Annotated in this window: 15 protein-coding genes; 4 read left to right on the forward strand and 11 right to left on the reverse strand. The window is 45.7% G+C overall.

Annotated elements, in window-relative coordinates; translation table 11 throughout:
• Positions 1 to 18 precede the first annotated feature (18 nt).
• The 10 genes from FTU69_RS09685 to FTU69_RS09730 form a co-directional block, all read right to left on the reverse strand.
• Complete coding sequence (locus tag FTU69_RS09685) at positions 19 to 819, reverse strand: alpha/beta fold hydrolase (protein WP_180088766.1); 801 nt, start codon at positions 817 to 819, stop codon at positions 19 to 21.
• 108 nt (positions 820 to 927) lie between these two features.
• Positions 928 to 1,194, reverse strand: coding sequence for a PAAR domain-containing protein (locus tag FTU69_RS09690; RefSeq protein WP_005178913.1), 267 nt, complete (start codon positions 1,192 to 1,194; stop codon positions 928 to 930).
• A gap of 185 nt (positions 1,195 to 1,379) precedes the next feature.
• Positions 1,380 to 4,217: an RNA polymerase-associated protein RapA gene (rapA, locus tag FTU69_RS09695; protein WP_180103806.1), complete on the reverse strand. Its 2,838-nt coding sequence runs from the start codon at positions 4,215 to 4,217 to the stop codon at positions 1,380 to 1,382.
• A gap of 139 nt (positions 4,218 to 4,356) precedes the next feature.
• Positions 4,357 to 5,001, reverse strand: coding sequence for an RluA family pseudouridine synthase (locus FTU69_RS09700; RefSeq protein ID WP_180037021.1), 645 nt, complete (start codon positions 4,999 to 5,001; stop codon positions 4,357 to 4,359).
• A 141-nt stretch (positions 5,002 to 5,142) separates the two neighbouring features.
• Positions 5,143 to 5,841 (reverse strand): phosphopantetheine-binding protein, encoded by a 699-nt coding sequence (locus FTU69_RS09705; RefSeq protein ID WP_180088764.1) that lies wholly within the window; start codon positions 5,839 to 5,841, stop codon positions 5,143 to 5,145.
• Between the two features lie 66 nt (positions 5,842 to 5,907).
• Positions 5,908 to 6,702, reverse strand: coding sequence for a hypothetical protein (locus FTU69_RS09710; protein ID WP_163141690.1), 795 nt, complete (start codon positions 6,700 to 6,702; stop codon positions 5,908 to 5,910).
• A 141-nt stretch (positions 6,703 to 6,843) separates the two neighbouring features.
• Positions 6,844 to 7,260 (reverse strand): heme-binding protein, encoded by a 417-nt coding sequence (locus FTU69_RS09715; RefSeq protein WP_180088762.1) that lies wholly within the window; start codon positions 7,258 to 7,260, stop codon positions 6,844 to 6,846.
• 63 nt (positions 7,261 to 7,323) lie between these two features.
• Positions 7,324 to 8,625 (reverse strand): glutamate-1-semialdehyde 2,1-aminomutase, encoded by a 1,302-nt coding sequence (hemL, locus tag FTU69_RS09720; protein ID WP_180088760.1) that lies wholly within the window; start codon positions 8,623 to 8,625, stop codon positions 7,324 to 7,326.
• A 42-nt stretch (positions 8,626 to 8,667) separates the two neighbouring features.
• A complete protein-coding gene (thiE, locus tag FTU69_RS09725) occupies positions 8,668 to 9,288 on the reverse strand; it encodes a thiamine phosphate synthase (RefSeq protein WP_016659151.1) in 621 nt (206 codons plus the stop codon).
• Between the two features lie 538 nt (positions 9,289 to 9,826).
• Entirely contained in the window at positions 9,827 to 10,210 is a 384-nt protein-coding gene (locus FTU69_RS09730; RefSeq protein WP_016659152.1) for a DUF962 domain-containing protein, read from the reverse strand.
• Between the two features lie 236 nt (positions 10,211 to 10,446).
• Between FTU69_RS09730 and FTU69_RS09735 the strand changes: the two genes are divergently transcribed.
• Positions 10,447 to 11,904, forward strand: a complete 1,458-nt coding sequence (locus FTU69_RS09735) for an inorganic triphosphatase (RefSeq protein ID WP_180103807.1) — start codon at positions 10,447 to 10,449, stop codon at positions 11,902 to 11,904.
• A gap of 113 nt (positions 11,905 to 12,017) precedes the next feature.
• Complete coding sequence (locus FTU69_RS09740; RefSeq protein ID WP_180103808.1) at positions 12,018 to 13,493, forward strand: CYTH and CHAD domain-containing protein; 1,476 nt, start codon at positions 12,018 to 12,020, stop codon at positions 13,491 to 13,493.
• Positions 13,494 to 13,515: 22 nt separating this feature from the next.
• On the opposite strand, the gene FTU69_RS09745 is transcribed toward FTU69_RS09740, so the two are convergent.
• On the reverse strand, positions 13,516 to 14,148 hold the full coding sequence (locus FTU69_RS09745; protein WP_163141681.1) for a hypothetical protein: 633 nt from the start codon (positions 14,146 to 14,148) through the stop codon (positions 13,516 to 13,518).
• A 108-nt stretch (positions 14,149 to 14,256) separates the two neighbouring features.
• On the opposite strand from FTU69_RS09745, the gene FTU69_RS09750 reads away from it, so the two are divergent.
• Together FTU69_RS09750 and FTU69_RS09755 are read left to right on the forward strand one after the other, a co-directional pair.
• On the forward strand, positions 14,257 to 14,652 hold the full coding sequence (locus tag FTU69_RS09750) for a DUF3144 domain-containing protein (RefSeq protein WP_180103809.1): 396 nt from the start codon (positions 14,257 to 14,259) through the stop codon (positions 14,650 to 14,652).
• A gap of 124 nt (positions 14,653 to 14,776) precedes the next feature.
• A complete protein-coding gene (locus tag FTU69_RS09755; protein WP_163170252.1) occupies positions 14,777 to 15,844 on the forward strand; it encodes an amidohydrolase in 1,068 nt (355 codons plus the stop codon).
• Positions 15,845 to 15,848 lie beyond the last annotated feature (4 nt).

Genomic DNA, 15,848 nt, shown 5'->3' on the forward strand with positions numbered 1-15,848 from the left:
GGATTTTAAACTGCTTATTTAAAGTGTTGATCGAATCCGCTGCTGCACATCGCGTGCGCTCTGCTCAGGAGATTCCAGCGGGAACATATGCCCACCCGCTACAACACTAAACTCAATGCCATATATCTTTTTTAGTCCCTGCGGGAAACCTTGCTTATAAAAAGCACTCTGCTCTGCCGTGATTAAATGCACCGGTAAATTTGGGGCTTTACGCGGCCAACGCCACCACCAGCTTGGTACAGTTCTAAAAATATCTGCCTCGACCTGTTTTGGAATCTGTAAGCTGATGCCGGCCTCATCTTCTCTAAGACCATGCCGGATAAAATCCTGAAAACAGCGCTCATCAAACTGTTTAAACAAGGCATTGCCACGTAACTGCTGATAAGCCTGCTCACGGCTAGACCAGGCGTCTTTACGTTTCAGACTCAGCCCGGCCGGGGTTAAACGGTCAATCTGTTTTGAACCCAGCTTTTGCAATAACTCGAATATCGGCGCTGTTTTACCAATCACAAAAGGCGGGTCCATTAAAATCAGCTGGCTAAATAAATCTGGCCGTTGATAAGAAGCCATCAGCAACACCAGCGCGCCAAAAGAATGCCCCAAACCGACCACCGCCTGTTTTGGTGTTTGTAACTCGATATCGGCAATGACCTGCGCCACCAGTTTTTCCCATTTTGGCTCAACCGGATAGTCCGGATTCAGGCCAATGACCGGAATATATTTCAGCTCAATATCGGCATCAAAATAATCAAAAAAGGTCTGATAGCAAGGACTGGCGATGCCATTGGCATGGGCAAAATAAACAACAGTTGTGGTCATAAAGCTATTTGAAGCAGATAATCCATTTTGCAGGAGGTAATTTTAATTTTTGCTGCGATTCTCAAGATTAGCCAGGCTGGTTCAACACTCTACGCCTGACCAATATATTTATTTAGCCGACACCACCAGATTCTGGCTAGGCAAGAAAGTTGCGCCGCAGGTGGTTTTATCACCAACAATCACCACACCACGCCCTTTGACCTGGGTGGTTGGATCGGCCGCAATGGCCGCTACTGTAGTTTTACATTTTGGACAATAATGCTTCATGCCATTTAAATGCACGGCAATGCCATTAATAACAAATGAACTTTCACATTCAGCAACCACACCGCCATGTGAAGTTTTAGAGCCTAAAGTGACTAATGCTTTACCCATCGTTGTTATATCTTTTAAAAATTTGGCTCATCTTAGCATGAACATTTTACCGGACTCTAGTGCACTGATCGCCGGGCTGTTCATGTCCGGCAAATCAGTATTAAAAAAGCACCCTTCAAATTAGACTAAAAGTGTCCAACTTTCGGGGTGCAGTTCAGAAGGTGCTTTTCTAAAAATTACGACTGTTATGGTTTAACCACCACCATCACCTGAATTGCTTCCGGGGTAACCGCAATACCGTCAAGCAGGCTTAAACCTTCTTTTTGCAATTTCTGCAAACGGCTGATTTCATCTTCACGGATGCTTGGGTTAAATTGCTTCAGATACGTTAGACGGTCAATTTCATATTGCCATTTCGCGCCATACATCTCTTTGGCCTGCTCTTTTAAGCCCGGCAAGGCAGTTTTGGCAATGTCCAGCGCCTGTGCATAACGCTGCTCAATCACTTCACGGCGTGCTTTTACCACCTGACGGCAGCTATTGCCATCTAAATGATGTAAATACGGTTTTAAGATTTCAGGGGCAATTTTTTGCGACAGATCCTGACCTTTTTCACTCAGCAATACACGAATCAATTGCTGCGGCAAGCTTGATGGCAGGTTCAATGCTTTTGGTGCAATCACATCAACCTTGAACCACACTTCCAGCAGCACCGAACCTTGCGGTAATGCAGCTGACTTTAACACCGCCACATTGGTACTACCAAAGCTTTGGGTATTGATCATTTCCATCACGCTTTCGGTAAATGGATGTTCCAAAGTCAGATATTGTGCATCTTCGCGGATTTGAGCCTGATCACGATAGAAAGTCGCAGTCATGCCCTCTTCATCTAAAGTCAGACCTTGCACCTGCATCTGGTCTGTTGGCTTGATGATGACTGTGCCATTGCTTTGTTCATCAAAGTCGATGTTGGTTGAAGCCATAAAGCGCTTCATGAACATTGGCAAGGTAGTGTTGTCATCATAATCTTCCAGCGCCTGGACAATTTCCTGTGCCACCACCGGACGGCAAGAGTTGTATTCCAGCAGGCGGTCACGGCCTTCCTGCAATTCAGCTTCCAAAGCTTCGCGCTGTACGCTAACTACTTCCAGCAATTCTTCAAACTGCTGGCCTTGATCTGCCAGTAAGCAGTCTTTTAATTCAACAATGAAGTTTTCCTGCAAAGTCTGCGCCGTTGGGGAAATATTGCTGAAAATATTCAACGCTTCGTTATACCAGCGGAACATGCGTTCTTGCGCCGTACCGAGTAAATACGGCACATGAATTTGAATCCGATTTTCCTGACCAATCCGGTCTAGACGGCCAATTCGCTGTTCCAGTACGTCCGGGTTCGCCGGTAAATCAAATAAAATTAAATCGGAGGCAAACTGGAAGTTACGCCCTTCTGAACCAATTTCCGAACAGAGCAGGATTTGCGCACCATAGGAATCTTCTGCGAAATACGCCGCCGCCTGGTCACGTTCCAGCAGGCTCATACCTTCATGGAACATCGCAGTACGAATACCGGCGTGTAAACGCAGTGCATTTTCTAGCGCTTCCACCACTGGACCACTACGTGCAATCAGTAGCACTTTTTTGTGTTTTAAATCGCTGCGCAGCTTTTCCATCAGCCACATTACACGCGGATCGGTTTCCATCCACGCACCATCAAGCTGGCCTTCTTCTGGCCACATCTGTTCACGCAACTTGCCCTCTTTGGCCCAGTGGTCTGGGGCTGGCAGTGGTGCTGGCTGACAGTCACGGCCCGGGAAGCCCTGAATCGCTTCACGGGTGTTACGGAATAAAATACGGCCGGTACCATGACGGTCTAACAGTTCATGAATGGCGCGGAAACGCTGTTCCGGATGGTCTTCAATACGATGACCGAGCAAGCCTTCCAAAGCAGCCAGATGACCTTCTTCCAGTGGCATGTCGGACATCAGTACTTCAGCAATTTTGGCTGTTTGCTGATACTGCGCTTCTTCATCCAGGAAACGGTCCAACGAACTAAAACGCTGCGGATCGAGCAGGCGTAAACGGGCAAAGTGACTTTCAACACCCAACTGTTCCGGGGTTGCAGTTAAGAGCAGCACACCCGCCGTTTGTTCAGCGAATTCTTCGACCAGATCATAACGGTCATTGCCGCCTTCTTCTTCTGACCACATCAGGTGATGCGCTTCATCAACCACCAGTAAATCAAAACCAGCTTCAAGTGCCTGCTCACGCAGATCTTCGTGGTCAATCATCAGGTCAATAGAAGCAATAATACATTGCTCGGTCAGGAACGGGTTTAAATCCGGGTCATGTTCTTTAATTGACGCTGTACGGGTCAGATCAAATAAAGAGAACTGCAGGTTGAAACGGCGGCGCATTTCAATCATCCACTGATATTGCAGTGAATCTGGCACCAAAATTAAAATACGTTCTGAACGGCCGGTTTTGAGCTGCTGATGGATAATCAGACCGGCTTCAATGGTTTTACCCAAACCCACTTCATCGGCCAGTAATACACGCGGTGCAAAACGCTTACCGACTTCGTGGGCAATATAGAGTTGATGCGGAATCAGGCCAACGCGTGAACCAATCAGGCCACGCAGCGGACTGCTGTGCATATTGGCCTGCATCAACAGCGCTTCAATACGCAGGTCGTACCATTCTTTATAGTCAATCTGGCTGGCCAGTAAACGGTCTAAGGGTTTAGACAGCTGGATTTGCGCGCCAATTCGGGTTTCATTCAGCGATTTCTGTTCTTCTGAACCATCTTCCAGCTGACGTACCACGTTATAACGCACCACGCCACCGCGATCTTCCAGACTCTGAACCGTCCATTTCAGGCCTTCCTGGTCCTGTACTTCATCGCCCGCATTAAACACGATACGGGACAAAGGTGCATTGTTACGTGCATAGACACGGGTTTCGTCACTCTTGGGGAATAAAATGCTGATTGAACGTTCATCTACATCAATAAGAACGCCTAAGCCCAGTTCTGTTTCTGTATCTGACAACCAACGTTGACCAATAGCAAACTGCTGCAATTTTTCCACCTTTTTCTAGAAGTTAGGACTGTCGCGTTATCACTCAAGGACTGCTTGCCATTTGAGCAAAATTTGACATCGTAAAGCAATATATTTTGACATAAAGCCCACCAAAAAGTGAGCTTAAATTCATGAGGATATGTTTCCCTTAAAACGGCACCGGGCAATTAAACTCCAGTGTTTCTCCCGTTTGAGGATGTTGAAAACTTAAATACGCCGCATGTAAACACAGGCGTGAAGACAGCTGTTGCTGCTCTGGCGTGGCATATAGGGTATCGCCAATAATCGGATGTCCCAGATATTGCATATGCACCCGCAGCTGATGCGAACGGCCGGTAATGGGAACGAGTTTGACCCGCGTAACCGCCTGTCCATTTATTTCAAACTGTTCCAGCGCCTGCCAGTGGGTAAGCGCCGGTTTCGAATGAGAAGGATCGGCCATATGCAACGGTGGACGGGTTGGATCATAGACCACCGGCACATCAATGGTGCCTTCGCCGTATAGATGCCCGGCCACCACTGCCTGATAATGCTTATCGGTCTGGCGTTCCTGAAACTGGCGTGAAATCTTGTTTTGCCCCAAGCGGCTAAGACCAAACACCAAAATGCCTGAGGTGTCACGATCCAGACGATGAATTAACAGGGTTTTAGGCTCAATGGCGACCAAACGGCTGATCAGGCAGTCTTGTAAATCTGCTGTTTTTCCTGGCACTGTGAGTAAGCCGGCCGGTTTATGGATGAGCATAAAATCTTCATCTCGATAAATCAGGTGTTCGGTTAGAAAATTACTCAAAGTACACTTCCAGGCTGATCGCGAAAATAAGGCGGCAATGATAAAAACCTTGCACCACAATTACAATGCAATTTGCGCAAATTGCAGACGTTTTTTCTGATTTTGCTGAATAAAAATGTCAATTTTCTGAAAATAGCAAATTTAGTCCGTTAAAATCTGCAGCAATCCGTGAAGTGTGGGTTTGGACTGCAGATCTTCATAGCGAATATTGGCACCATTGGCACGCCATAAACCGACCAGACTGACCATACTCACCGAATCCAGACCATAGTGACGCAGGTCTTCATGCGGGTCGATGTCCAGCGCATCCATATCCAGCTGTTCGGCTATGGCCAGTAAAATGCCTTTGCGGGACAGGATATATGCCAAGGGCGCACTGAGACTCCAAAGCCGGTTCAGGCTATAGCTAGTCAGATGATGCAGCCCCTGCTGGGAGATATTTTCAATCCATTGGATATGCTGCTCCTGATTGGCCAGTAGAATCGCATCATCCACCACACAGAGCTGTTCGGTCACGCTATACAGATGCGGTAAAATCTGTTTTAGCATCGGAGTGATCTGCCCGGCAAAAATCAGTTGGGGATGGGTTGAAGCGTATTCACCCAACTGCTGCATGCCTTGCATCAGGTCATCACCATAGAGATCAACAATGGGAATATCCAGCGCTTTGGCTTTATTGGTCAGTTGAATCAAATTTGCCATGAGTCCACTCTCTTGTATCCCCTGCTGCATACGTAAGTTTTGCAATCCGACTAAAACCAAAACGGATTCATTTGATGCAAGCTGCCATTTGGCTTGTGATGGCGCAAGTTGGATTTTTTTGGGCACGGGGTAAAGCATTTAAAAAACTTCATAAGATAATTTAATAAATGAGAATATGCTAACTCACAACATCAAAAGCACATATTATTTTCTGTACTGACTTACATTCCAAATACTTAATAAATGCCAAATATTTCGATCTACAACTTTCCAGTCATTCAAGGAGTCACGAGTCATTCTCCACTCGACTCGCACATTCGGATATAAGGGTGTTTCAACTGTTGTTGTAATGATCTGTTGATTCTCAATATTTTTGGTAATTTTCATTAAAAATTCTGTTTGGTATTGGTCTGATGCACGACCAATACAATGATAAGCGATCGAAGAGTCAAAATTTAATGAATAGCAATCTAGATCAAACTTTTTAAATGAGTCTTCATATTTTACATATTGATGCGATATTAAATAATTTATCCATTCTCGTGGTGTCTGTTTATATTTAAAATATAAGGGATCAGCTTTACTAAAATTTTGCACATGTACTTTAACTTGGTTTTTATGATTTTTATCATAAAAATTATTTATTGGTATATCTTTAGCTTGATTGAGTAATAAATTAAATTGCATTGGATTTTCAAAATCCGCAACATTTTCGATATTATCTAGACTATTCGAAATATGTGTGGTTGGCTCAAAATTTATTGGAAACTGGCCTAGAAAAGGACTACTCAACACTGTATTTTCAGCAATATTCTGTTTCGCGCCAACATAAGTTTTAATGATTAATTCAGGCGAAATTCCCCACATAATTAAATCGCCAGTTTGGGAATTATCTTCATAATATTGTACATCATCATAGCTATGATCCACTTCTACTGAATCACTACAGGCGCTAATAAAGATACTATTAAGCAAAATGAAAATTATTTTTTTGATCATCCATTATTCCCAAAATTTATTCTTATTTAGTTGGTATCAGCTCAAGTAATATTCAAATCTTAGATAGAGCTTTGTTTAAACTGATTCGCCTAGAACTATCAGTCTAGGCTGTTATATTTTGATTTCCTACTGTAAATCAATCTAAACCACATGTTCTAAAAACTTCCCAATCGCCAACTGCGCAATTTCTGCATCTTCAAAAGACTTTACGCCAGAAACACCCATCGCACCGACTAGCTGCCCTTCATACATCAGTGGCTCACCACCTTCTAACATGCCTGAAAAACTCTGCATGGTTAAAAAGCCCATCTGGCCGCCTTTAATAATATCTTCAAACAGTTTAGACGGACGGCGACTGATGGCAGAACATTGTGCTTTTTCAACCGCCAGATTCGCAGTCATAGGCGCGGCCCCATCCATACGTTTCATGGCCAGTAAACTGCCCGTTTCATCCACTACCGCAATACTGACATTAAAGTTATGCTGTATCGCATATTGATGCGCTTCATTTAATAGAAATTCAGCATCACTTAAAGTCAAATAATGTTTGGTTTTCATTTTGATCTCGAATTAACTGAAGCTTCCCTCTCCTTTTAGGAGAGGGTTAGGGAGAGGTCAAATTTACGCTTTCATCTCAGCAAAAGTGGCTTTTGCCGCCTGAATGGTAAACTCGATATCTTCATCGCTGTGCGCGCTTGAAATAAAGCCGGCTTCAAATGCAGATGGTGCCAGGTTCACGCCACGCTCCAGCATGCCGTGGAAGAATTTACGGAAAGCATCGACATCACATTTCAGCATCGAGTCAAAGCTGGTGATATCTTCCTGATCGGTAAAGTACAGACCAAACATCGCGCCCACTTGCTGGGTTTTAAACGCAATACCGGCTTCATCTGCCGCTGCCTGTAAACCGGCCAGCAGTTTTTCCAGTTGTGTACTTAATTTTTCATAGAAGCCTGGCTCACGCAGATGTTTAAACATCTCGATACCGGCACGCATCGCCAGCGGGTTCCCCGACAATGTTCCGGCCTGATACACCTTACCCAGTGGTGCAATACATTCCATCACTTCGCGTTTACCACCAAAGGCACCGACGGGTAAGCCGGCACCAATGATTTTACCCAAAGTAGTTAAATCTGGAGTAACGCCATAATGCGCCTGCGCACCGCCTAAGCCGACACGGAAACCGGTCATCACTTCATCAATAATAAACACCGAGCCATGTTCATCACAGACATCGCGAATGGCTTGCAAGAAACCATCAATCGGTTTCACCAGATTCATATTGCCTGCAACAGGCTCTACGATCACACCAGCAATTTCAGAACCGAATTTAGCAAAACATTCTTTTAAGGTGGCAATATCGTTATATGGCAGGGTTAAGGTGTGTTTGGCAAAATCCGCAGGAACACCGGCAGAGGTCGCTTCACCCTCACCTTTGGTTAACAGGCCAGAACCGGCTTTCACCAGTAATGAATCTGAGTGACCGTGGTAACAACCCTCAAATTTCACGATCTTGTCACGGCCGGTATAACCACGTGCCAGACGAATCGCGGTCATGGTCGCTTCAGTACCGGAGTTGGTCATACGCACCAGTTCAATTGATGGCATGATGTCACAGATAATATCGGCCAGCGTCGTTTCATGAACAGTTGGCGCACCAAAACTTAAACCGTCTACTGCAGCATCCTGCACCGCTTTAATAATCGCTGGATGGGCATGACCCAAAATCATTGGCCCCCATGAACCGACATAATCGACATAGCGTTTGCCATCTACATCGTATAAATATGCGCCTTGGGCTTTTTCAATAAAGACCGGCGTGCCGCCTACACCATTGAACGCACGCACCGGTGAGTTCACGCCACCTGGAATATGTTTGCTGGCTTGTTTAAATAATTGTTCTTGCTTTGGAGATAGGCTCATGAATCGACTCAACTCAAAATAAAATCAGACAAAAATTTCGGCTTAAACCGCCTTTTTAAATAGTTCAGACCAGTCATATACGCGTTGAGCAACGGTATGCATCGGACGACCTAATATATCACTAATCACCGCACAAAGGTCGGCACCAGCATCAATCACCTGCTGACCATTTTCAACGGTTAAACCACCAATTGCGCAGATCGGTACATTCAGTTTTGCTTTGGCCTGCTTTAAGGTTTCTAGACCAATATTGCCGGCTTCCGGCTTAGTATCGGTGGCGAAAATTGCCCCAAATGCCACATAGTTAGCGCCATCGGCAATGGCCTGCTCTGCCAGTTCAAGTGAATTGTTACAGCTGCGGCCAATCAGGACATTCTTCGGTAAACGTGCTGCGGCTTCGACAATTGAGCCATCATCTTGACCCAAATGCACGCCGACACCATATTTTACCGCAGCTTCCAAATCATCATTAATCACAAATGGCACTTTGTACTGTGCACACAATGATTTCATATATTCAATTTCATAAGCCTGATCTTCTTTTGCCACCTTTTTACGGCGATATTGCAAGACTGCAACTTCATAGGTCGCCATTGCACCTTCAAGTTTGGCTAAAAGCAGTTCAATCGGATCATCATTGGTAATTAAATATAAGCCACGCATTTTGCCTGCCTGAAACACCTCAAAAAATTGGCTCTCATTATTACATAGTTACAGCTCAAGAGCAGGCCTTGCCTGTATTTTCGCTGATGCTTTGTTTCAGTTCAGATTTTTATGCAAAATCCCTAGTATTGGGGATAGAGTCAGCGCCGATTTCGGTATTTACTAGGACTCACAATAATAACGATATAAGTTGTTGTTTTTTTATTTTTTTATATCAATAACAACCAACGTGCATTCATGGTCTCATGGACGTACTAAAATTTGATGCCAGGACGCATTTGGGGAAATGTGATCAAACGCTAGTACGTCCACACTCTTTTGACTCGCTTCATTCTTTTTATTTCAATGATTCCAGCTATAAAAAAAGCCCGGAGAAAGGTCACTCCAGGCTTGGAAAGTTAAAAACTGATGTCATCAAAGTGTCATACACTCTGCATTGCTTCAATTAATAGAACATTCACTCTACAATTTCAATGAATTTTTTGACCATTCATCTTATTTTTGACCGAAAGTTTTAGTTTTGCTCGAAAAATGAAGATTAGCTGTCAATTTTATCCAGTGCGCGGTCTTTAAGACTCAGGTTGCCGCGCAGAATGTCGGCAAACATTCGCCAGTCAGAAATAAAGCTATACAGCGGCTGTTTAAAGCTGGCCGGCTTGTTTTTTTCAAAGAAAAAATGACCGACCCAGGCGCAGGCATAACCGGCCACCAGTCCATAGACAAAGTAACGTGGCTTACGCTGCCTGACCATTTGCGTCAGGCAAATCAGGCCGATACCACTGCCCAGCATATGCAGACGCCGGCTCATGATATTGCGGTGTTCGGTTAAATAAAAACGATAAAACTCGTGATAATTTTGAATTGGACCTTGAGGCGTGTCATCCGGTTTTTTCGCCCATTCGGTGTTGAGGGGTGCGTTCATATTCATCATCCTGATGCTCTGTTCTTGCTCAAATTACCGCATTTTCTGTACAAATAAAAGCCACTTTGTTCGCGCTATTTTTCTGGCTACTTTTTTCAGGACAGATTTTGGTTACAATCAGAAGCCTTAAACAATGAACGCCTTTTCTGGACGCTTGATAATAATTTGGTATAGCGGCGTCATCTGCCAGAAAGCTACATTTTTGCTGTATTGCTCAATTTTTTAGGACCAATTGAATGACCGAGATTGAATTAAAATTTCAAATTCCTGATGCGCGCCGTAATGCCTTACTTAAAGCGCTGGATCCTAAGAAATCTGAAACCATTTCGCTGCAAGCCCGCTATTATGACACTACCGATCGCCTACTGGCACAGCATGGTATTGCGCTCAGACAACGCTTGGAAGGCACACGCTGGGTGCAGACACTAAAAGCCGGTAAAACCCATATTGAACGTTTTGAACATAATCATGACCTGGGCGAACTGCAACAGCCACCTGCGCTTAATTTAAGCATTTACGATGCCGCTCCTGAAGCCAGACAGCTACTAGATGCAGTCCTCAGTCAGACTGAAAGCCCGCTGCAACTGCAATTTGAAACCGATATTACGCGTACTTCGCGTGTTATCCAGCTAGATGAAGTGGAGATTGAAGCCAGTTTAGATGTGGGCTGTATTCGCAGCGGCGAGCGTGAATATCCCGTCCATGAGGTTGAGTTTGAATTAAAATCTGGTTCGGTGCAGGCCCTGCTGGCCTTCTGTTTTGAATGGGTCAAGAAATACCAGCTCTGGTTAGATGTACGCAGCAAGGCCGAAATGGGCAATTTGCTGGCTTTAGACTTACAAGTCAGCCCGCCGCGTCTGGCTGAAGAATTCCGTTTAAATAAAAAAGCCTCGGCCGATCAGAATTTAAGATTGTTAATTGCCCAGCAATTGCAGCATTTACTGCCGAACATTGCGGCCATTTCAGCCGGTGTTAATGAAGCCGAGCATATTGTGCAGGCACAGAATGCACTAAATCAGCTGTATTTAACCGTGCATTTGCTCAAAGACTGGAGTGCGTCTATTTCGGAAAAATGGGCCAATCAGTTACTGGCGTTTAGACAGCAGTTTGACCAGCTGCAACATTTGCAGCACATGCAAAATACCCTCGGCACCTTTTTGCAGAACCCGAATACCGCCTCGAATCTGGCCAAAGATATTTTATATGCCAAAGAGAAACTGGCCAATCTGGTGAAATCGACCCAGAATGTACATCATTATCTGGAACTGTTGATGTTTAGCCTGGATGAAGATGCCTCCCACCCTGCGCAGGATTTAAAACAGGCCGCCCAGCAGACTTTGCAGCATCAATATAAACTACTGCAAGAACAGTTAAACCAGACCAGCCAGACCGATTTTGACAGTCTGGATCAGCTGGCGCAGAAAATTAATGCCCTGAAGTTTATTTTCCCGGTGCTCACCACAATCTATGATGTTAAAAACCTGCAAAAGTACAGCAAAGCCCTGAACGATGCCCAACTGGCCGCGCAGGAATATCAGGTTCTCTCCTCCGCTGCGCTGTATATCCAGCAAACTGAGCTGGAAGCCAGCGACTGGTTTGTACTCGGCTGGCTGACCGCAAAACAGGAAGTCCATGCGCAAGCTTTGCTGGATGCCACCGAACAATTCCTGGTCAGCCGCAAATTTATTAAGTAAGTTCAGCCACTCTCCGCTCCGGCCAGACAAAAGAATACGCTTTATGGCTACTTTTTATGCATGGCTTGGCCTATAGTAAGGTCAATCAAGAATAAAAATTGCAGGAGTTGGTTATGGCGGAAATCGAACTGAAGTTTCAGGTGCCGGTGCATCAGCGCCGCATCTTTGAAAAAGCCATTGCCAATAAAAAAGCAGTGCCAATGCAGCTGTGGGCCAAATATTATGACAGTCCTGAGCAGCAGCTGGCACAGCATGCCATCGCCCTGCGTCAGCGTCTGGAAGGTCAACGCTGGTGTCAGACCTTAAAAGCACCGGGGCAGCATCATTTTGAACGTTTTGAACTGGAACTGGCCCTCGGCCCGGATGAACCGGAGCAGCTGGATCTAAGCCTGTATCAGGAACATAAACAGGCGCAAACCTTGCTAAAACAGGCGCTGGAGCTGAAAAAGGCCGATTTAAAAAATACCGGTCTGGAGCTGCAATTTGAAACCGATGTGCAACGCCTGATTGTGCTTGAACAAGTCAAAGACAGTGCAATTGAACTGGCGTTTGATCAGGGCGAAGTCCGCACACCAACAGCACAAAGCGATATTTACGAAGTCGAGTTTGAACTGAAACATGGCGATGTTAGCGACCTGATTGATTTTGTGCAGCCATGGGTAAAACGCTATCAGCTCTGGCTTGATGTTCGCAGCAAATCACAGCGCGGTCAGATGCTCAAGAATCAGCAGGACATCTTGCCCGTTCAACATCAAACACCTTTTAGCCTCGATAAACATGATTCGAGTAGCCGCGCGCTGGCCAAAATTGTCAGCAACTGTCTGACTCATTTATTACCAAATGCCACGGCGATTGCCGACAATCATTATCAGAGTGGTCATGTACATCAGGCCCGTGTGGCCATTCGCCGTTTACGCAGCGCGCTGAAAATCTTTGGTCACTGGTCCGAACAGGTACAACCCGAATGGCAAGCGCAATTGGCAGAACTGTTCCGGCAACTTGGTTCCACCCGCGACCGCGATGCGCTGAGTGAAAGCCTGATGCCACGTCTGGCCAAGGCCGGCTCTCCCCTCGCGGAACTGCCAGCAAGTAGCGAAAGCAGCGATGAAATTGATGCACTATTTCGCGCGCCAGAAACAGTGCGCCTCTTGCTGGAGCTGCTACAGTTTAGCCAGTGCACAGCACATGAAGATGATCAATCGCTGAAAAAACAGGTACGGAAACAGCTTGCAAAAATGCACCGGCAAATTTGTCAGGATGCCGTGCAGTTTGAACATCTTGACAGTGAACAGAAGCACCGCACCCGCAAACGAGTCAAACGCCTGCGTTATTCAGTCGAGTTTATTGCCTCTTTATTTGAAGCGGATGCCGTCAAACAGTATCTGAAAGCACTGAAACCGGCACAGGAATCTTTGGGGCAGTTTAATGATCTGGTGGTGGCCGAAGCCCTGTTTCAACACGAGGTTCAGCAAAACCCACAGGCCTGGTTTGTTCTGGGCTGGATTGCTGCCGAGCAAAAGCATGTTCTGGCCGAAGCCCAGCAGCATTTGCTGGAATTTACCCGCAGCAAAACCTTCTGGTCGGACTAAAGCCCAGCACGGAGATAATCATTTAGCGGTACTTGCCAAATACCTTCCAGGTACCGTTATCGGCCAGCGGATCATGATAACTATCGCTCCGCTGCTTGCGCGGTTTTTCCCGGGCATCCACCAGCTGAAAATGCGGTTCGACACTCAGCACAATACCGTTGACATAAAAACGAGTGCGGGTGTATTCACTTTGCCCATGCTGAAACACATAGGTACGCAAATCAATAAACTCACGGTGTGCCACCAGTGCGGCGCTGTCGTCACTCTCCAGCCACTGTTTCATCGTCAGCATCTGCGTAGCATCAAACTGGCCGCACTTTTCCATCAAGCTGGCCAGACCGCGAAAAGTTTTTGATTCTTTGGCCCGGGTTTTATTAATCCGGATTCGGTCGACATGAAAAAAAAATAAAGGCAGGTTTAAGTGACTTGGCAGATGAATGGCATCCAGCACTTCATCTTCCATAAACGACTGAAACAGCTCTTGTGCCCGCTCAATTAATCCGGACCATTGCTGGAAATAAGCCTCGACTTCGGCCGGATTGCCATAATAAATTGGCAGCCCTTCTACATTGGCCAGATGTGCCGGCGGCCAGATGTTTTGTCGCAGCAGCGCAATATCACTTTTTAGACTTTGAACCGCAATTGCATCTTGCATCGTGATTCCTTTTTCTTGCTTAGGCTATTTTTAGAGTAAGACAAAGGTTTAGTTTCTGCAAGGCTTTGCCTATAATTATTGTTTATGATTTTAGCTTAGGAAAAATTCATGGTTCAAAAGATTGAAGCAACCGATGTTACCGAAGAAGAAGCGTTAAATGCTGCTTTCTTTGAACGTGCTGATGAATTTATCAAACAGGCCAACGAATTTTGTCGCGTCGAAAAAGGCTCACAGGAACAACCGGTGGAAAAACGCGGTCAGGTCAGTGCTGCCATGCTGTTCGGCACGGCGCGTTTTAATACCTGGGTCGCAGCCAATAACTTCAAAGATGGTGAGGAAATGCGTGCTGCCAAAGATCAGGTCATGTCCTACATTTTGCAGCAGTTCCAGATGATGCTGGAAGACAATTACGATGAATACTGTGAACAGTTCGAGAACTATTTACGTTTCCGTCGTAATGAAGAATTTCACAGCAATAAACACAAACATGATCACGATCATTAAATTGCTAAAAAAAGCCCACCCTGTTGGGCTTTTTTAATGTCATCTTTTCGATAAATACCCTTTTCTTTTTTGCAGACTTGGCTTTGAATAAAATAGACATCTTCAAGGATCAAACCAACCTGCTATGCAAAATCTTGGATTTGCACTGATTGATGCGCATATTCATCAATGGGACCCATATAACACACCACACAGCGCACGCCTGGCAGTCAAGCTGCTAGGAAAATATCCACGCTTACTGGATAAAACCATCCGTACGCTAAAATCCAAAGCACTGATTGACACTTTGGGACACACCCAGCATGTCACTGCCCCCTATTTGCCCGAACATTATTGCCGCGATGTCGGCTTTTATCCGGTTGAAAAAGTGGTGCATGTCGAGGCCAGCTGGCATGACCACAAAGGCAAAGGTGTGGTTGGAGAAACCCGTTTTATTGAATCGCTGGATTTTGCCAAAAATGGTATCCAGCTGGGTGCAGTGGTGGCCACGGCCGACCCGCGTGACAGCCAGTTCAAGCAGATTCTGAAAATGCATCAGAAAGCGGCGCCGCAACATTTTCGCGGGATTCGTAAAATGGCTGCGGTTCATGAAGATAAAGACATTTATGCCTGGGCCGATGATCCGCATTTATACCGCGACAAAAAATTTCTGAAAGGCTTTGAACTACTGGCACAGCATAATTTAAGTTTTGATGCCTGGGTCTATTCCAGCCAGCTGGAAGATGTGATTGCCCTGGCAAAACAGTTTCCGGAAACCTCAATTGTGCTGGATCACCTCGGTACACCGGCCGGTCTGTTTGGTCCGGTCGGCTCGCATACCGGTATTACCCAAACTGCACGCGACAATATCCTGTTTCGCTGGCAGGAAGATCTGGCTGAACTGGCACGCTGCCCAAATGTCTATACCAAATTGTCCGGGCTGTTCATGCCGGTACTGGGTCATCAGTTTCATCAGCAGCAACGGCTGGCCTCAAAACAGGAAATTATTGATTTAACTGCCCCACTGATTCAGCATGCGCTAAAAAGTTTTGGCATGTATCGGGTGATGTTTGGTTCCAATTTCCCGATGGATCGGGTCAGCAGTGACTTAGTCACGATTATTGATGCCTTTAGCGATGTGGTGGCGACGTATCATCCGCAGGCATTAGCGCAGGTGTTCCATGATAATGCCAAACAATTCTATCGGCTCTAATTCT

Origin of the sequence: Acinetobacter sp. YH12134, assembly GCF_013418555.1 — a bacterium.
Lineage (GTDB): Bacteria > Pseudomonadota > Gammaproteobacteria > Pseudomonadales > Moraxellaceae > Acinetobacter > Acinetobacter indicus.